This is a genomic window from Amycolatopsis ponsaeliensis (genome assembly GCF_030182635.1).
In the GTDB taxonomy this organism is placed as follows: domain Bacteria; phylum Actinomycetota; class Actinomycetes; order Mycobacteriales; family Pseudonocardiaceae; genus Amycolatopsis; species Amycolatopsis ponsaeliensis.
Genome location: NZ_JAPZLD010000037.1, coordinates 24,630 through 42,179 on the forward strand (window position 1 = coordinate 24,630; position 17,550 = coordinate 42,179).

The 17,550-nt window shown below is 72.4% G+C and carries 16 protein-coding genes; 5 read left to right on the top strand and 11 right to left on the bottom strand.

Annotated features, from left to right (window positions below; genetic code table 11):
- Positions 1 to 3: 3 nt before the first annotated feature.
- Both QQ657_RS40020 and QQ657_RS40025 read right to left on the bottom strand, forming a co-directional pair.
- The gene (locus tag QQ657_RS40020) at positions 4 to 1,401 is read right to left on the bottom strand and encodes a class II fumarate hydratase (RefSeq protein WP_284747565.1); all 1,398 of its coding nucleotides are present in this window, start codon (positions 1,399 to 1,401) and stop codon (positions 4 to 6) included.
- 27 nt (positions 1,402 to 1,428) lie between these two features.
- Positions 1,429 to 2,052 (bottom strand): hypothetical protein, encoded by a 624-nt coding sequence (locus QQ657_RS40025; protein WP_284747566.1) that lies wholly within the window; start codon positions 2,050 to 2,052, stop codon positions 1,429 to 1,431.
- A gap of 77 nt (positions 2,053 to 2,129) precedes the next feature.
- On the opposite strand from QQ657_RS40025, the gene QQ657_RS40030 reads away from it, so the two are divergent.
- On the top strand, positions 2,130 to 3,119 hold the full coding sequence (locus QQ657_RS40030) for an NAD(P)/FAD-dependent oxidoreductase (protein ID WP_284747567.1): 990 nt from the start codon (positions 2,130 to 2,132) through the stop codon (positions 3,117 to 3,119).
- Between the two features lies 1 nt (position 3,120).
- Here the strand turns inward: QQ657_RS40030 and QQ657_RS40035 are convergent, their stop codons facing one another.
- The 6 genes from QQ657_RS40035 to QQ657_RS40060 all read right to left on the bottom strand — a co-directional run bounded on the left by QQ657_RS40035 (position 3,121) and on the right by QQ657_RS40060 (position 7,598).
- The gene (locus QQ657_RS40035; RefSeq protein ID WP_284747568.1) at positions 3,121 to 3,870 is read right to left on the bottom strand and encodes a S1 family peptidase; all 750 of its coding nucleotides are present in this window, start codon (positions 3,868 to 3,870) and stop codon (positions 3,121 to 3,123) included.
- A 10-nt stretch (positions 3,871 to 3,880) separates the two neighbouring features.
- Positions 3,881 to 4,930 carry a class II fructose-bisphosphatase gene (glpX, locus tag QQ657_RS40040; protein ID WP_284747569.1) on the bottom strand — a complete coding sequence of 350 codons (1,050 nt, stop codon included), beginning with the start codon at positions 4,928 to 4,930 and terminating at the stop codon, positions 3,881 to 3,883.
- 85 nt (positions 4,931 to 5,015) lie between these two features.
- Positions 5,016 to 5,243: an exodeoxyribonuclease VII small subunit gene (locus QQ657_RS40045; RefSeq protein WP_284747570.1), complete on the bottom strand. Its 228-nt coding sequence runs from the start codon at positions 5,241 to 5,243 to the stop codon at positions 5,016 to 5,018.
- Positions 5,240 to 5,608 (bottom strand): hypothetical protein, encoded by a 369-nt coding sequence (locus QQ657_RS40050; RefSeq protein WP_284747646.1) that lies wholly within the window; start codon positions 5,606 to 5,608, stop codon positions 5,240 to 5,242. Before QQ657_RS40050 ends, QQ657_RS40045 begins: the two co-directional genes overlap by 4 nt.
- A gap of 32 nt (positions 5,609 to 5,640) precedes the next feature.
- Positions 5,641 to 6,876, bottom strand: coding sequence for an exodeoxyribonuclease VII large subunit (gene xseA, locus QQ657_RS40055; RefSeq protein WP_284747571.1), 1,236 nt, complete (start codon positions 6,874 to 6,876; stop codon positions 5,641 to 5,643).
- Positions 6,873 to 7,598 carry a lipid droplet-associated protein gene (locus QQ657_RS40060; protein WP_284747572.1) on the bottom strand — a complete coding sequence of 242 codons (726 nt, stop codon included), beginning with the start codon at positions 7,596 to 7,598 and terminating at the stop codon, positions 6,873 to 6,875. The genes xseA and QQ657_RS40060 overlap by 4 nt, the downstream gene beginning before the upstream one ends.
- A 151-nt stretch (positions 7,599 to 7,749) precedes the next feature.
- Between QQ657_RS40060 and QQ657_RS40065 the strand changes: the two genes are divergently transcribed.
- Positions 7,750 to 8,745 (top strand): 4-hydroxy-3-methylbut-2-enyl diphosphate reductase, encoded by a 996-nt coding sequence (locus QQ657_RS40065; RefSeq protein WP_284747573.1) that lies wholly within the window; start codon positions 7,750 to 7,752, stop codon positions 8,743 to 8,745.
- Positions 8,746 to 9,093: 348 nt separating this feature from the next.
- On the opposite strand, the gene QQ657_RS40070 is transcribed toward QQ657_RS40065, so the two are convergent.
- Complete coding sequence (locus QQ657_RS40070; RefSeq protein WP_284747574.1) at positions 9,094 to 10,002, bottom strand: DUF6542 domain-containing protein; 909 nt, start codon at positions 10,000 to 10,002, stop codon at positions 9,094 to 9,096.
- Positions 10,003 to 10,582: 580 nt separating this feature from the next.
- Positions 10,583 to 11,497, bottom strand: a complete 915-nt coding sequence (locus tag QQ657_RS40075) for a DNA recombination protein RmuC (protein WP_284747575.1) — start codon at positions 11,495 to 11,497, stop codon at positions 10,583 to 10,585.
- 227 nt (positions 11,498 to 11,724) lie between these two features.
- Here QQ657_RS40075 and QQ657_RS40080 point away from each other — a divergent pair, with 227 nt between their 5' ends.
- From QQ657_RS40080 to QQ657_RS40090, 3 genes are read left to right on the top strand one after another with little or no spacing between them, the layout of a single operon-like run.
- Complete coding sequence (locus tag QQ657_RS40080; RefSeq protein ID WP_284747576.1) at positions 11,725 to 12,876, top strand: exonuclease SbcCD subunit D; 1,152 nt, start codon at positions 11,725 to 11,727, stop codon at positions 12,874 to 12,876.
- Positions 12,873 to 15,824 carry an AAA family ATPase gene (locus tag QQ657_RS40085; protein ID WP_284747577.1) on the top strand — a complete coding sequence of 984 codons (2,952 nt, stop codon included), beginning with the start codon at positions 12,873 to 12,875 and terminating at the stop codon, positions 15,822 to 15,824. Before QQ657_RS40080 ends, QQ657_RS40085 begins: the two co-directional genes overlap by 4 nt.
- A 21-nt stretch (positions 15,825 to 15,845) precedes the next feature.
- Positions 15,846 to 16,037 carry a DUF1737 domain-containing protein gene (locus QQ657_RS40090; RefSeq protein ID WP_284747578.1) on the top strand — a complete coding sequence of 64 codons (192 nt, stop codon included), beginning with the start codon at positions 15,846 to 15,848 and terminating at the stop codon, positions 16,035 to 16,037.
- Positions 16,038 to 16,052: 15 nt separating this feature from the next.
- On the opposite strand, the gene QQ657_RS40095 is transcribed toward QQ657_RS40090, so the two are convergent.
- Complete coding sequence (locus QQ657_RS40095) at positions 16,053 to 17,450, bottom strand: AlkA N-terminal domain-containing protein (RefSeq protein WP_284747579.1); 1,398 nt, start codon at positions 17,448 to 17,450, stop codon at positions 16,053 to 16,055.
- Positions 17,451 to 17,550: the final 100 nt, after the last annotated feature.

Genomic DNA, 17,550 nt, shown 5'->3' on the forward strand with positions numbered 1-17,550 from the left:
CGGTCACTTGCCGCCGCGGGCCATGCGGAGGACGTCGAGTGCTTCGTCGAGCTGCTCTTCGGTGAGCTTGCCGTCCTTCACATAGCCGCGCTCGATGACGACCTCGCGGATCGTCTTGAGCTCCTTCAACGCCTGCTTCGCGACCGCGGCGGCCTCTTCGTAGCCGATGTACTTGTTCAGCGGCGTCACGATCGACGGCGAACCTTCGGCGTAGGTGCGGGTGCGCTCGGTGTTCACGGTGATGCCCGCGAAGACCTTGTCCGCCAGCAGCCGCGAGACGGCGGCGAGCAGCCGGGCCGACTCGAGGACGTTGCGGGCGATCACCGGCAGGTTGACGTTGAGCTGGAAGTTGCCCGCGGCACCCGCGAACGCCACCGCCGCGTCGTTGCCGATCACCTGCGCGACCACCTGCAGCGTCGCCTCCGGGATCACCGGGTTCACCTTGCCCGGCATGATCGACGAGCCCGGCTGCAGGTCCGGCAGCGCCAGCTCGGCCAGGCCGGTGCGCGGGCCGGAGCCCAGCCAGCGCAGGTCGTTCGCGATCTTGTTGAGCGACACGGCGATCGTGCGCAGGTGGCCGGACGTCTCGACGACGCTGTCCTGCGTCGCCTGCGCCTCGAAGTGGTCACGAGCCTCCGTAAGCGGCAGGCCGGTGACGGTCGCGAGCTCGGCCGCGACGCTCGAGCCGAAGCCGTCCGGCGCGTTGAGGCCCGACCCGACGGCGGTGCCGCCGATCGGCAGCTCGCCGAGGCGCGGCAGGCCCGACTTCAGCCGTTCGATGCCGAACCGGACCTGCGACGCCCACGCGCCTGCCTCCTGGCCGAGGGTGATCGGCACGGCGTCCATCAGGTGCGTGCGGCCGGACTTCACGACGTCGGTCCACTCCGCGGCGCGCACCTCGATGGCGCCGGCGAGGTACTCGAGCGCCGGGATGACGTCCTTGAGGACGGCTTCGGTCGCGGCGACGTGGATGGTCGTCGGGAAGGTGTCGTTGGACGACTGCGACGCGTTGACGTGGTCGTTCGGGTGCACGTCCCGGCCGAGGGATTTGCTCGCCAGGGTCGCGATGACCTCGTTGGCGTTCATGTTCGACGAGGTCCCGGACCCGGTCTGGAAGACGTCGATCGGGAAGTGCGCGTCGTGGGCACCCCCGGCGACCTCGTCGGCGGCCTTGGCGATGGCGTCCGCGACGTCGGCGTCGAGCACGCCGAGCTTGAGGTTCACGCGCGCGGCGGCGGCCTTGAGCAGGCCGAGCGCACGGATCTGGGCACGCTCCAGGCCCCGGCCCGAGATGGGGAAGTTCTCGACGGCCCGCTGGGTCTGCGCCCGGTAGAGCGCGCCGGCCGGCACGCGGACCTCGCCCATCGTGTCGTGTTCGATCCGGTATTCCTGGTCAGCCATGACACCGATTCTGGACCTGATCGCGGGTTATCGCGTGGTGGCGTTGCGCACCCTGCGCCGTTCGCCGGCCACCGCGGTCGAAACCACCACGGCGACCAGGCTCGCTGTCCCCAGGCACGCGAAGACCAGTGGCACCGCCGGGTCTTGCCGCCCGGCGAGCTGCGGCGCGACGAGCCGGTCCGGATCTTCGACGACGGTCACCTGACTGCCGACCGGCAGTCGCGTACCGACGCCGGGTTCGAGTGAATCCGTGCTCCCATCCGGGTTCCGCACGTCGTAGGTGTAGGCGAGGCCCGCCTTCAGCCGGTGCGCGGACTCCGCGGACACCAGCACCACGACCGGCTTCCCCCGCGAAAGCAGGATCTCGTCGCCCGTCGCTGTCCAGCCGCCGAGCAGCACGGCGAGTACCGGCAGCAGCCCGAGCAACGCGAGCAGGATGCCCGCCCGGGCCAGCCAGCGGCCGAACCCGACGAGGGCCGCGAAGGCGACGAAGACGAACGGGAGGAAACCCACCGGCTCGGCCGACGGCAGCCCGAGCCGGATGGCCAACGTGAACCAGCCGAAAAGCACCACGAGCGGGACCAACCCGCTGAAGACGGTCCGCCGCACACCCCACGGGGGCCGCCGGTCTTCCGGGCGCCTGTGTCGCACGCCGTCGAGTGAACTCCGATCCGGCTAGGATCGGCTGTGTTCTCGATCACCGCCATCCACCACTGGCTGGAGCGAGCATGACTGAAGCTTCTGGGGACTCCTACGACCTCGTGATCATCGGCGCGGGGCCGACCGGGTTGTTCGCCGCCTACTACGCCGGGTTCCGCGGCCTTTCGATGGCGATCGTCGACTCGCTGCCCGAACCCGGCGGCCAGGTCACGGCGATGTACCCCGAGAAGATGATCTACGACGTCGGCGGCTTCGCCGAGATCCGGGGTCGTGACCTCGTCGACGGCTTGGTGAAGCAGGCCGCGCCGTGGAAGCCGAAGTACCTGCTGGGGCGCAAGGCCGAGAAGCTCGAGACGCTCGAAAACGGCGTCGAGCTGACCCTCGACGGCGGCGAGACCCTGCGCGCGGGCGCCGTCCTCGTCACCGCGGGCATCGGCGAGTTCACCCCGCGTCCGCTGCCCGCCGGCGACGGCTGGCTCGGGCGCGGCATGGTCCACTTCGTCCCCTCGTTCGACGCACACGCGGGGCAGCACGTCGTGATCGTCGGTGGCGGCGACTCGGCGTTCGACTGGGTGCTCGCGCTGCACCCGATCGCGGCGAGCGTGACGCTCGTGCACCGCCGCGCCAAGTTCCGCGCGGCCGACTCCATCGTGCGGCAAGCCCGTGAGCTCGGTGTCCGGATCATCACCGATGCCGAGGTCACCCGGTTCGTCGAGCACGAAAGCGGCGCGCTCGAAGCCGTCGACGTCTCGGTCAAGGGCACCGGCGACGAGCGGCTGCCGGCCAACGCCGTCGTCGCGGCGCTCGGGTTCACCGCCGACCTCGGCCCGATCGAGAGCTGGGGCCTGGAGATCGACCACCGCGCCATCGCGGTCGACTCGACGATGGCGACCGCGCGCGAACGCGTCTACGCCGCCGGCGACGTCGCCGCGTACCCGGGGAAGGTCAAGCTGATCGCGACCGGCTTCGGCGAGGCCGCGACGGCCGTCAACAACATCGCCGTCGCGCTCGACCCGGACGCCCACCTGTTCCCGGGCCACTCGAGCAACGCCGAGTAGGTCAGGCCTTCGTCTTCTCCGCGATCCACGGCGCGTACGCGACGACGGACGTGTAGATCGACGGCGCCGACGCGCACACCGGGTCGTTGTTGCCCGGCCGGCTCGTGACGCCGACGAGCAGCCACTGGTCGCCGTCGCGCACGACCTCCGGGCCGCCGGAGTCGCCGAAGCACGCTCCGGCCTTGCCACCGGGGTTGTCCGTGCACAGCTCGGCCGTGCCGTCGAACACCGACGTGCACTTCGCGCCCTCGACGATGTGCGTGTCGAGCTGCTGCAGCGTCGTCGGGATCTGGCCGCAGTTCACCTTCGGGCAGGTCTGGCCCCAGCCGAGGATCCGGGTGGCCGTGCCCGGCGCCGCGGCCGTCGCCAAAGCGATCGGCGCGGCCTTGGCCGGCGTCGCGAGCCGCAGCAGCGCGATGTCGCCCGCCGGGCTCTGGGTGTTGAAGGCCGGGTTCACGACGATGGCGGCGACCTGGTCGACTTCGCCGCCCTGGCCCACCTCGCTCGTGCCCGCCCGCACGGAGATCCCGGCAGGGGTCTTGTCGAACGCGCAGTGCGCGGCCGTCACCACCCAGGTGGGGGCGATCAGCGCGCCGGCGCAGAACAGCTTGCCGGTCGAGGTGTGCAGCGAAACCGCGAACGGGTACGGCTGATCCGCGTTGCCGCCCCCGACGATGCCGGGTTCGGCCGACGCGGCGGCGGGGACCAGGGCGAACATCAGGACCAGCAGGGCCAGTAGTCGCCTGGGCACGGAACTCCTTCTACGGCAGCGGGGGAACGACGTCGTCGTCGGGCGCGTCCAGGTGGCCGTCGAAGTTGACCGAGGAGTACGCCCGCAGCTTGGTGAGCCGGTGGTAACCGTCGATCATTCTGACGGTCCCGGACTTGGACCGCATCACGATGGACTGCGTCGTCGCGCCGCCCTCGCGGTAGTGGACGCCGCGCAGCAGGTCGCCGTCGGTGACGCCGGTGGCGCAGAAGAAGACGTTGTCGCCGCGCACGAGGTCGTCGTTCAGCAGGACGCGGTCGAGGTCGTGGCCCGCGGCCAGCGCCTTCTCGCGCTCGGCGTCGTCCTTCGGCCACAGCCGGCCCTGCAGCTCGCCGCCGAGGCACTTCATCGCGCAGGCCGCGATGATGCCCTCCGGGGTGCCGCCGATGCCGACCAGCATGTCGACGCCGGTGGTCGGGCGGGCCGCGGCGATCGCGCCCGCGACGTCGCCGTCGGAGATGAACCGGATCCGCGCGCCGGCGTCGCGGACCTCCTTGATCAGCTGCTCGTGGCGCGGGCGGTCGAGGATGCACACGGTGACGTCGCCGACGCTGCTGTTCTTCGCCTTGGCGACGCGCCGGATGTTCTCCGCGATCGGGGCGCCGAGCTCGACCTTGCCCGCCGCCTCCGGCCCGACGGCCAGCTTCTCCATGTAGAACACCGCGGACGGGTCGAACATCGCGCCGCGCTCGGCGACCGCCAGCACGGCGAGGGCGTTCGGCATGCCCTTGGCCATCAGCGTCGTGCCGTCGACCGGGTCGACCGCGACGTCGCAGTCCGGGCCGTCACCGTTGCCGACCTCTTCGCCGTTGAACAGCATGGGCGCTTCGTCCTTCTCGCCCTCGCCGATCACCACGACCCCGCGCATCGACACCGTCGACACGAGCTGGCGCATCGCGTCGACAGCCGCGCCGTCCCCGCCGATCTTGTCGCCGCGGCCGACCCAGCGGCCGGCCGCCATCGCGGCGGCCTCGGTCACCCGGACCAGTTCCATCGCGAGGTTGCGGTCGGGCGCTTCACGACGGCTTTCGGCGGTGGACATCTGAGCCTCCCGGATCGTGGAACTGGCGGGTCAACAGTCTGTCAGATACCCGCTTCGTTTCCAGATACCGTCGGCATGGCAAACGTCACTGATCGTTGCCGGTTTCGTCCTCCACGGACGCCAGAGCAGCTTCGATGCGCTCGCGCGCGCCTTCGAGATGGCGCTCACAGACCTTCGCGAGCTTCTCGCCCTTCTCCCACAGCGCGAGCGACTGCTCGAGGGACAGACCGCCGGTTTCGAGCTCGCGGACGACCTCGACGAGGCGGTCCCTGGCCTGCTCGTAGCCGAGTTCCTCGCTGGCTGCTTCACTCACGCTGGGCGTTCTCCGACCTTCCGGCTTGGGCTGTGCGCGCACACTACCGCGCTGGCCATGGCGTGGTCGTACCCGACGAACGCCAGCGCGAACTCCTGGCCGTCACCCTCCGCGATCGCCTCTTCGAGGTTCTCCTGCGCGCCGGCGACGCGCTTGCGGTGCCCCGCGCCCTCGGCGAACCACCAGCGTGAGCCGACCTGCGTCGAGGTCGCCTCGGACAGCCGGCGCAGCTGCGGCCCCAGCTCGCGGCGGGCGGCGCCGCCGCAACCGGCGAGCAGTGCCGTCCAGCACTCGGCGGCCGCCCGGTCGGTGCGCATCGCCTGGTCCAGCAGCGGACGCGCGCCCAGGCGCCGGGCCGCGTCCATGGTGAGGGGGAGGAACGTGGCCGCCTTCAGCGTCACTCCTGTGCTCCTTCCGCCACCGCGCCGATCGCGCCATCGCCCACGCGCACGCGCAGCTGGGCACCGGCCTCGACTTCGGAGACGGAGCGGAGTACCTGGAGGTTGCCTTCGGGATCGAGGAACTGCACGACCGCGTAGCCGCGGGCGAGCGTCGCGGCCGGGCCGAGCGCGGTCAGCCGGGCCCGCGCGCTCGCGAGCTCGGCCTGGTCCTTGGCGAGCAGCGTCAGCATGGCGCGGCGCGCGCGTTCGCGGTGGACGTCGACGTCGTCCTGGCGCCGCTGGACCGGGCCGAGCGGGTCGGCCAGCGACGGACGGCTGCGCAGCTGGGTCAGCAGGCGCGCCTGCGTGTCGACCCAGCCGTGGAGGGCGCGGCGCCCGCGGTCGCGCATCTGCCGGACCCGCTCGGTCTCCTCGCGGTGGTCCGGCACGATCCGCTTGCTCGCGTCGGTCGGCGTCGAGCAGCGCAGGTCGGCGACGTAGTCGAGCAAGGGGGTGTCGGGCTCGTGCCCGATGGCGCTGACCACCGGCGTCCCGGCGGCCGACACCGCGCGGCACAGCGCCTCGTCGGAGAACGGCAGCAGGTCCTCGACGCTGCCGCCGCCGCGGGCGATGACGATGACGTCGATCTCGGGGTCGGCGTCCAGGATGCGCAGCGCGCGCATGACCTGCGGGACGGCCTGCGAGCCCTGCACGGCGGTGTTGAGGACTTTGAACCGGACGTGCGGCCACCGGGTCTGGGCGTTGACCAGGACGTCCCGCTCGGCCGCCGACGCGCGGCCGGTGATCAGCCCGACGCCCTTCGGCAGGAACGGGATCGGCCGCTTGCGCTGCGCCGAGAAGAGGCCTTCGGCGGTGAGCAGCTTCTTCAGGCGCTCGATCCGGGCCAGCAGCTCACCGATGCCGACCGCGCGGATCTGGTCGGCGCGCAGGCTGAGCGTGCCGCGCCCGAAGAAGAACGACGGCTTCGCGTGCACGACGACGCTCGCGCCTTCGCGCAGCGGCGGTTCCATCTCGCGGATCAGCCAGTTCGGGCAGGTCACCGACATCGAGACGTCCGCCGACGGGTCGCGCAGCGTCAGGAACGCGGTCTGCGTGTTCGGCCGGGAGTTGACCTGCGTGACCTGGCCTTCGACCCAGACGCTGCCGAGCCGGTGGATCCAGTCGCCGATCTTGCGCGCGACCGTGCGGACCGGCCAGGGCGCTTCGGCGGTGCTCGCTTCGGTTTCGGTCACTGGCCGTTCTCTTGACCGTCTTCCTTGGCCTGTTCGGCCTTGCGGGCGTTGGCGATCCGGCGGGAGAGCATCCCGGTGAAGGACGAGCGGTCGGCGTGCGCGCGCTCGTAGTCGAGGATCGTCTCGAGCTGGGGGATCGAGAGCTGGCGCAGGCGGGCCCGCAGCTGCGGGAGGGTGAGCTGGTCGTAGCCGGTCAGCCCGGCCGGGCCGTCGTACCCGCCGGCGCTGGTCCGAGGGGTGTCGCTCTTGGCCTTCTTGTCGATCGCGGGCGTGCCCGGCTTCGGCTTGGAGCCGTCTTCCTGGGCGTCGTTCTCGCCGTCGGCGTGGTCTTCGGCGAGCGCGCGCTCCTCTTCGGCCCAGGGGTCACCCAGTTCCGCTTCGAGTTCGGCCGCTGACGGAATGTGACCGTTGATCTCCGAGCGCGGCTCCGGCACGTCGGCCACCGGTGCGAGGTTCGGCCGCACGGGCGCGACGTCGGGGAGGTCCTCGTCGAAGGTCGCCCAGCTGGGCGCGTCCTCGACGGGGCGGAGGTTCGACAGGGCGTTGTCGCCCTTGATCGCCAGCTCGGTGACGTGCTGCTGGACGCGCATGGACGCCTGCAGCACCTGGCTGACCACGGTCACCGGAAGCCCGGCGAGCTGCCGGGGAAGCTCACGAACCCGCTCGGCGGTGGAGACGGCGAGGCCCGCGGCGACCCGGAGGGGGAGCGGGAATGGCTTCATGCGTCTAGCCTGCCGCATTTACGCCATCCTGCCCAACCGAAAGAGTGGGTTCGGGCGCGTTGCGTGACCCCGCGCACAGCACGGTAGGGGGACGAAGCTCACCCGAAAGGGACTTCGAGTTCGCCACCGGGCTGCCCGTACCCTGGGTGCCATGAGTTCAGCGAGTCCCGGAATCGAGCCCGCGGGTACCCCGACGATCACCGGCACCGCTTCCGGCAAGCGGGTGCTGCTCGCCAAACCCCGTGGTTACTGCGCCGGCGTCGACCGCGCGGTGATCGCCGTCGAGAAGGCCCTGGAGGTCTACGGCGCGCCGGTGTACGTCCGCAAGGAGATCGTGCACAACCGGCACGTGGTCGAGACGCTGCGCGAGCGCGGCGCGATCTTCGTCGACGAGACGTCCGAGGTGCCCGAGGGCGCGCTGGTGGTGTTCTCCGCCCACGGCGTCTCGCCGATGGTGCACGCGGAGGCGGCCGACCGGAACCTGCGCACGATCGACGCGACCTGCCCCCTGGTGACGAAGGTGCACAAGGAGGTCAACCGGTTCGCCAAGGACGACTACGACATCCTGCTGATCGGCCACGAGGGCCACGAAGAGGTCGAGGGCACGGCCGGCGAGGCGCCGGACAAGGTCCAGCTGGTCGACAAGGCGGAGGACGTCGACAAGGTCGAGGTGCGCGACCCGTCGAAGGTGATCTGGCTGTCCCAGACGACGCTGTCGGTCGACGAGACGATGGAGCGCGTCGACCAGCTCCGCGAGCGTTTCCCGGGCTTGGCGGACCCGCCCAGCGACGACATCTGCTATGCGACGACGAACCGCCAGGTCGCGGTCAAGGCGATGGCGGCGGAGTGCGACCTGGTCCTGGTGGTCGGGTCGACGAACTCGTCCAACTCGAAGCGCCTGGTCGAGGTGGCGCTGAAGGCGGGGGCGCGGGCGTCGTACCTGGTCGACTTCGCGCACGAGGTCGACGAGGCGTGGCTCTCCGGCGTGACGACGGTCGGTGTGACTTCGGGTGCGTCGGTCCCGGACGAGCTGGTGATGGAGCTGCTCGCTTGGCTGGCCGAGCGGGGTTACGGCGATGTCGATGAAGTGACCACCGCGAACGAGAAGATCACCTTTGCGCCGCCGAAGGAGCTGCGGAAGGTCTGAGGTTCGGGTCGGAGTCCGGTTCGGCGGCGGGTCGCGGGTGCGGCTCGCCGCCGAACTGCGTTGGGGGCTGAGTCGGCCGAGTTCGGTTTCCAATCACGCGAGTTTCGTTTCTGATCACCCGGGTTCGGTCCTCGATCACGCAGGTTACGTCCGCGGTCGCGCGAGTTCGGTCTTCGATCACGCGGTTGCGTCCGCGGTTACGCGAGTTCCGCTTTCGCGCACGCGAGTTCCGTCCCTGATCACGCGAGTTCGGTCCGCGAGCACGCGAGATCCGGCGGCGGTCACGTGCGCTCGAGTCGCGAAAGGGCGGTCACCTTCCGCGGAAGATGACCGCCTTTTCGGTGGTCGTCAGCGCTCTTCGTCGTCCCAAGGACGGTTGCGGCGGGGCGGGGCACCTCGTCCGCCGGACGGGCGGCGGGGCGGGGGCGTGTCGCGGCCGTCCTCCGTGGGCGGGCGGGGGCGTCGGCGGGGGGCGTCGCCGCGTCGGCGGGGGTCGCTGTCCGCCGGGGGTGGTGTGCGGCGGCCGGCCGGCGGTGGCTTGCGGGCGCCACGGTCGCGTTCGGCCGGGGCGCCGGCGCGCGGGGTCCGGCGGTCGCCCTCGGCTGGCGGGCGCGGGCGGCGGGGCGGTTCGCCGTCCCGGCCGCGGCGGGCGCCCTGGGGCAGCGGCGTCTGGCCGGTGCGGTTCGACCCGGGCGGCCGCGGACGGCCGCCTGCCGACGTCGCGGCGGCGCGCGCCGAAGGCTTCTCGTCGTCCTCGTCCGCCGACCTGCGGGCGGCCGCCTTGCCCTTTTTCGGGGCGTCGGGGTCGCGTTCGCGGACCATCCGGATGATGCCGATCAGCAGCGTGATGCCGGTGGTGATCGCCATGATCGGGAAGCCGTTGATCAGCGGGGTGCCGATGCTCAGCACCTTCGAGAGCATGTCGTCGCCCGCGGACCCCGAGGTCAGCAGGATCACGCCGGGCACGGTCACGGCCAGCACCAGCGGCGGCATGACCATCGGCCCGAACAACCCGCGGCGTCGGACCGCGCAGACCGCGATCACGGCCCCGGCGATGTAGAGGACGGTGAAGATCACCGGAATGGTGCTCTGGCTCGGCTTGCCGATGAGGGCACCCACGACCGCCAGGACGAGGCCGACCAGGACCGCCGCCCACCACGGCAGTCCACGCCTCGAACCGACGACAGGACGCTCATCCCACGGCACGGGGACGTCGTCGGCATCTGGATCGCTCTGGCGATCGCGAATCGCGGTCACAGCACAACACCGTATCTCGTGGTTGTGAAGATCTTGCCAGCACCGCCGCCGACGTGGGTGTATCGCCACCCGGCGGCGTGACCCGAGTGGCCCGCCGGGTGCTGCTGTGATGTGGTCCAGTCCTTTGCCGACGTTTCCGGTTTGTCCCCTTTCGGCGGCGTGGGTGCGCAGGTCTTCGCAGGTGGGAGGCTTGCCGGTCGGTCGCCCCGCAGGTCCGGCCGACCGGCCCGTCGAGGGCGTGGATCCGGCGGAAGCGTCGACCGCGGGCGGTCGCCGGGGCCGACGATGGTGATCAGGCCGACTTTCGCTCGCCGGCCGGCGAGCGTCTCCGGCGACGGAGGGCCCGTGCTTGGCGGGCTGCCGGTCCGGCGGGCACCGACCGCAGGCACCGTCCGGCGGGCACCGTTCGGCGGCGCTGCCGTGCGCACACGCCGCCGCAGCAGCCGGGGCCGACTCGCCTGTGCCTCGCCGAGGAGCCACCCGTCGCAGCCGGACTACCCCTCGGAACCGAACTGCTCTCTGCAGCCGGACTACCTCTCGCAGCCGGACTACTCTCCGCCGGCAGCCCCGCGCCGGGCACTCAGCTGGCCGCCAGCTCGTCCCCCTTCCGCACCTGCGGAACCTGCGCCGGACTGCCCGCCGCGTCCGTCAGCGGTGCCACCGTCGCCCGGAACGTCTCCAATGCCTCCAGCTCCCGCCGTCGCGCCGACAGGAACCGCTGCAAGTGCGTGCTCGACAGGTTCAGTGCGTCCACCGCGCCGCCCGCCGCCCGGTGGGCCGCCGCCGCTCCGGCTCGCACCTGCTCGACGTCGGCCTCCAGCGTCCGGTCGCTCGCCGCGAACAGGGCCGCCGAGGCCAGTACCCCGAACCCCGTCGGCCCGCACAGGAACACCCGGCGGTCGATGAGCCAGCGCAGCAGCTCCGGGTCCGTGTCCAACGCCGCGACCACCGCCGCGTCGGACGGGATGAACATGATCGTCCCGTAGATCGCGTCGGCCCAGCGCTGGTAGCCCTTGCCCGCCAGCTCGGCCGCGCGGGAGCGGACCTGCCGGACGTGCGCGCGCAACGCGTCGATGCGCTCGGCCGGGTCGTCGGTCTCCACCGCCTCGGCCCAGATCGCCATGCTCGCCTTGGCATCCACCGGCACCGTGCGGTCGCCGCCCACCCGCAGGACCATGTCCGGTTTCGCCGAACCGCCGCCGCCCACGTCCGTCTGCAGGGTGAAGTGCAGGTTCTCGCGCAGCCCGAGCGCTCGCGCCGTCTCCACCAGCACCTGTTCGCCCAGCTCGCCGCGGCCGCTGATCGAGGCGAACGCGACCTCGTAGCGGCGCAACGCCAGCTGCTGCTGATCCGACTTCGCCCGCTCGGCCGCCACCTGCCGGGCCGCCGCGTCCGCTCGGCGCATCCCGTCGTTGTAGAGCCGCCACAGCACCGCGACGGCGAACAGCAGCAGGACCGCGAGCACGATCGCCGCGGTGGTCAGCACTGTCGCCATTTCCGTCTCCTCCCTCCGGGCCGCCTGGTTCGGACCGCGCAGACATCATGGCGGACGGCACCGACAAAAACCGCGCCCGATCCGTCGCTCTGGGTAGCTGACCTGCGAACAAATCGAATCCACGCAGGGCGTGTCCGAACCGGCACTCTCGTGTTAGTACACACGTTCGAGTGAGGAGACGGCGAGCCTTCGCCTTTTCGTCGGGGCCGGGTCGTACCTTGGCCACCGTGAGATTCCTGCACACCTCCGACTGGCACATCGGCCGCACGTTCCACGGCGCCGATCTGCTCGCGGAACAGGAAGCGGTGCTCGGGCACCTCGCCGATCTCGTGGCCGGCGAGGCGATCGACGCCGTCCTGGTGGCAGGCGACATCTACGACCGCGCGGTGCCGTCGGCCGAGGCCGTCCGGGTGGCCACCGCGGCGGTCGCGCGGATCCGCGCCGCCGGCGCCCAGCTCATCGTCACACCGGGGAACCACGACTCCGCGCCGCGGCTCGGCGCCTTCGCGGAGTTCGCCGCGGCGGGCGGGCTGCACCTGCGCACCACCGTCGGCGGGCTGGCCGAACCGGTGCTCCTGGACGACGGCCACGGCCCGGTCGCCGTCTACGGAATCCCTTACCTGGAGCCGGAACCGGCGCGCCACGCGCTGGGCGTGCCGGACGCGCGCGGTCACAGCGGCGTGCTCACCGAGGCCATGCGGCGGATCCGCGCGGACCTCGGAACCCGGCCGGGCGTCCGGTCGGTCGTGCTCGCGCACGCGTTCGTCACCGGCGGCGCGCCGACCGACTCCGAACGCACGATCGCGGTCGGCGGGGTCGAGCAGGTGCCCGGCTCGGTCTTCGACGGCGTCGACTACGTCGCGCTCGGCCACCTCCACGGCCCGCAGACGCTCGCCGAGCACCTGCGGTACTCCGGCAGTCCGCTGGCGTACTCGTTTTCCGAGGCGCGGCAACGCAAATCGGTCTGGCTGGTCGACCTGGACGCGAGCGGGCTCGCCGAAGTCCGCCGGCACGAACTGCCGGTGCCGAGGGCGCTGGCCACCCTCCGCGGCCGGCTCGAGGACCTGCTCGCGGACCCGGCGCACGACGAGTTCCTCGAGCACTTCCTGTCGGTCGCGGTCACCGACCCGGTCCGCCCGGTGGACGCGATGCGGCGCCTGCGCGAGCGGTTCACGCACGCCGTGCACCTGGAGTGGGAGCCCGAAGGCGGCTCCAGTGGCGCCCCGCTGCGGTACTCCGAGGCCGTGCGCGGCCGGTCGGACATCGAGATCTCGCGCAGCTTCCTCGACGACTGCCGAGGTGCCCCGCCCACCGAAAGCGAAGAAAAGCTCCTCTTCCACGCCCTCGAAGCGGCCGACCGGGGGGCACTCGCGAAATGAGGCTGCACAGGCTGGAGGTGGAAGCCTTCGGGCCGTATTGCGCACGCGAAGTGGTCGACTTCGACGTGCTCGGCGCCGACGGTCTCTTCCTCCTGCACGGCGAAACCGGCGCCGGCAAGACCACGCTGCTCGACGCGATCGCGTTCGCGCTGTTCGGCGTGGTTCCCGGCGCCCGCAACGAGGCCAAGCGGCTGCGGTGCGACCTGGCGGAGCGCGACCAGGTCACCGAGGTCGCGCTGGAGCTCACCGTGCAGGGCCACCGCCTGAAGATCGTCCGCAACCCGGAGTACCAGCGGCCGAAGCGGCGCGGCGAGGGCACGACCACGCAGCAGGCGCGGGTGTCGCTGAGCTGGGTCGGCACGGCGCCGGCCGGGCTCCCGCCGGAGGGCCTGATCCGGATCGAGGAGGTCGCGCGCACCGTCGAGCGGCTGCTCGGGATGACCGCGGCGCAGTTCTTCCAGGTGGTGCTGCTGCCGCAGGGCGAGTTCGCCCGGTTCCTGCGCTCGGACACCGCCGAGCGCGAGAAGCTGCTCGAACGGCTTTTCGGCACCGAACGCTTCGCCGACGTCGAACGCTGGTTCGCCGACCTGCGAGCCGAGCGGGGCCGGGAACTCGAGCAGCAGCAAGGAAAAGTCCGGGAACTGCTGGCGCGCTACGCGCAGGAGGCACAGCAGGACCCGCCCGAGACCGACGTCGGCGAGTGGGTCGGCACCGTGCTGGCGGCGTCCGCCGAGCGCGCCGGGCAGGTCACGGCCGAAGAAGAACGCACGCGCGCGGCGGCCCAGCGCGCGGACGCCTACCTGCAGGAAGAGCGCTCCGACGCGGAGAAGATCCGCCGGGTCCGCACCGCGCACCTGCGGCTCGTCGAGATCACCGAGCAAGCGCCGCAACGCGCCGAGTGGGCCCGGGAAGTCGCGGCCGCGCGGCGGGCCACCGGGGTGGCGGTGGAGGCCGACCTGCTGGACAGGCGCGCGGCGGAGCTGGCCGAAGCCGAGCAGACCGAGAAGTCACGCGGCGCGGAGCTGCGCGAGTTCGGCACCCGGGCGACCGGCGACCTCAAGGCACGGGCGGCCACCGCGCGGGAAGAGGCCGGCGTGGTCGCGGAGCTCGTCGCCGAGGCCGAGCAGCAGCAGCTCGACGTCATGCGGCGGGACGACCGGAAACTGGCCGCCGTCACGGCCGGGCAGCAGGCCGAAGAGCTGACCACCGAGCTGGCCGCCATCCCCGGCCAGCTGGCCAAACTGAGGGCGGATGCCGTCGAAGCGGCCGAAGCCGAGGCGAAGCTCGACGGAGCGCGCGCCCGGGTGGACGAGCTGAGGGCCTTCGCGCGGGACGCGGCCGAGCTGCCCGAGGCGCGCGCGAAGGTCGAGCGGGGCGAGGCGAAGCTGCGCGAGGTCGTCGACGCGCACCAGGCGGCCCGGCAGCGCCGGCTCGACCTGCGCGAGCGGCGGCTCGACGGGATGGCGGCCGAGCTGGCCGCCGCGCTGCCGGACGGCGCACCGTGCCCGGTCTGTGGGTCGGCCGAGCACCCGGCGCCGGCGAACCGGGACGTCGCACTCGTCGACCCCGCCGAGGAACGTGCCGCCGAGGAAGCCGAGCAGGCGGCCGACGCGGTGCGGCAGCGGGTCGTCGTCGCACTGGAAGAGGCGAAGGCGCGGCTGGCGGGCCTGCTGGAACGGCTGGGCGAGCGCACGGCCGAGTCGATCACGGCCGAGCTGGCCGAAGCCCGCGCGTCGGTCGCTTCGCTGACGCAGCAGGCGGCCGGGAAGGCGAAGCTCGGCGAACAGGTCATCCTCCTGGAACGCGACCTCGAGCTGCGGACCGAACGTCGCCGGCGGGCCGAACAAGCGGCGACCGAGGCCACGACCGACGTCCGGGCGCTGGAAGAACGGCTGGCCGAGCGCGAACGCCGGCTCGTCGCGGGGCGCGGTGAGTTCGCGGACGTCGGTGCCCGGCGGGAGCACCTGGTCGGGCTGGCCGAAGCCCTCGAAGGAGTCTCCGAGGCCCGGACGGCCGTCGCGGGCGCCCGTGAGCGCGTCGCCCAGCAGCGCGCGCTGGTCGATACGGCGGTCAAGGCGAAGGGGTTCACGTCGCTGAAGAAGGCGCGGGCCGCGATGCTGCCGGACGAGCAGATCGAGAAGCTTGAGCAGGGCATCGCCGAGGCCGAGGCCGCCGCGGCGGGGGCTCGGGCGCTGCTGTCCGAGCCGGACCTGTTCGGGATCTCGCCGGACGACGTCGCGGACGTCGGCCGCGCGGCCGACGCGGCTCAGCTGGCGCGGGCGCGTGCCGACTCGGCGTACGCGGCGCTGCGGGTGGCGACCGCGCAGCATGAGGAGCTGACGCGGCTGGCGGGCCTGCTGGGCAAGGCCCTCGCCGGCCTCGCACCGGCCGAAGCGGCGTACGCCGAGCTGCGCGCGCTCGCGGACGTCGTCAACGGGCGGGGCCAGAACAGCCGGAAGATGTCGCTGCGCTCGTACGTGCTGGCGGCGCGGCTCGAAGAGGTGGCGGTCGCCGCCACCCACCGGCTGCGGACGATGAGCCAGGGGCGGTACTCGTTCGTGCACTCGGACGCGGCCGGGGCGCGCGGCACCCGCGGCGGCCTCGGCATCGACGTGCTCGACGACTACTCGGGCACCATCCGCCCGGCGAAGACGCTGTCCGGCGGCGAGTCGTTCCTCGCGTCGCTGGCCCTGGCGCTGGGGCTGGCCGACGTCGTCGCGGGGGAGACCGGCGGCGCCCTGCTGGACACGCTGTTCGTCGACGAGGGATTCGGCACGCTGGACGCCGAGACCCTCGACGTCGTGATGAACATCCTCGACGAGCTCCGCGCGGGCGGCCGGGTGGTCGGCCTGGTGTCCCACGTCGAGGAGCTGCGGCAGCGCATCCCGACGCGGCTGCGGGTCCGGAAGTCCCGCACGGGCTCGACAGTGGAGGTGCGCGCCGGGTGAGACTTCGGACAAGATGAAGGCATGACGGACCAGCCACCGGACGGCCTGCCCCGCTACCGCCTGCTCACCGGCCCGGACGACGCGAAGTTCTGCCACCGGATCAGCGAGGCGCTCGAGCTCGGCTACCGCCTGCACGGCTCGCCGGCCGCGACCTTCGACGGTGCTCAGGTGATCGTCGCGCAGGCCCTGCTCTGGCACGGGGAGCAGGGCTGACGGGCGGGGCTGACCTCAGCTGAGCCCGGAGTGTCGGAGGTACATCCCGGCGTAGGAGCACCACGGCGTCCACTCCCGGGCTCGCTCGGGCAGCGACTCCGGCGAGATGCCCAGCGCTTCGGCACCACGCCGGACGGCAGTGTCCCCGGCCAGCAAGACGTCCGGGGCACCGAGAACGCGCATCAGCACGTAGTCCGCCGTCGCCGCGTCGATGCCCGGGCACGCCAGCAACTCCGCTCGCAGCTCGGCGGCGTCGCGGCCGACGTGCACGTCCAGGCGTCTCTCGGCCAGCGCGGCGATGGCCGCGTGGTCCGGCAGGACCGTCGCGACCCGGGCCGCGGTCGGAAAGAGCCGCGTCACGCCCCACTCGCCCGGCACTTCTTCGCCGAGCGAAGCCGGGACCTGGTCGCCGAGCAGAGCGCGAACCACCAGCTCTTCACCGCCGACGGTGCCCGGGACCCTGATCCCCGGCACCGCGTCGACCACCGGAGCCAGCGCCGGATCGGCACCGAGGACCCGGGCGACCGCCGCGGGATCGGCGTCGAGGTCGAGCAGCCGGCGCACCCGGCTGACCGCGCTGCCGAGGTCGCGCAGGTCGGTGAGCAGCAGCTCGCAGCGCACGTGGCCCGGCTCCGGCGTCAACCGGACGACGCCGGTGCCGTGGGCGAGCCGCAAGGTCCGCGCGTAGGACGTCGAAGTCACTTCCTCGACGCCCTCAACCGCGTGAGCGGCGAAGAAGCGAAGCAGCCCGACAGCGTCGAAAGGCGGCCTGAACGGCAGCCGCAGGCTGAGGCGCGTCCCGCCCGCGTCGCCCTGGCGTCCACGTCGTGAAGCGGCGAAAGCGCGAAGCTGCGACGGCGTCGTCGCGAACACCTCGCGGATCGTCTCGTTGAACTGCCGGACGCTGGAGAAGCCCGCCGCGAACGCGACGTCCGTCAGTGGCAGCCCCGACATCTCGATCAGCAGCCGGGCCGAGTGCGCACGGTGCGCCCGGGCCAGCGCGAGCGGGCCCGCGCCGAGCTCGGCGGTCAGCACCCGGCCGAGCTGGCGTTCCGAGTAGCCGAGCCGTCGCGCGAGGCCCGGGACGCCTTCGCGCTCCACGGCGCCGTCGGAGATCAGGCGCATCGCCCGCGCGGCGAGGTCGGCGCGCACGTTCCAGTCCGGCGAGCCCGGCACGGCGTCGGGCAGGCAGCGGCGGCAGGCGCGGAAGCCGTTGGCCTGCGCGGCCGCCGACGTCGGGAAGAAGCGGACGTTCTGCTCCTTCGGCGTCGACGCCGGGCAGGACGGCCGGCAGTAGATGCCGGTGGTGCGCACCGCCATGATGAACTGGCCGTCGAAGCGCGGGTCGCGGGCGGTGACCACGCGGTAGCAGCGCTCGGCGTCCCGCCAGAGGGCGAGCGTTTCGGTGACCATGCCTTCGAGCATGACAGCAGGTCAGCGCGGTCGCTGGCGGAAATCCGACGCTGCGTTGGGGGTGTGGGCCGCGGTCGGGCGAGCCACGTAGACTGCGGGG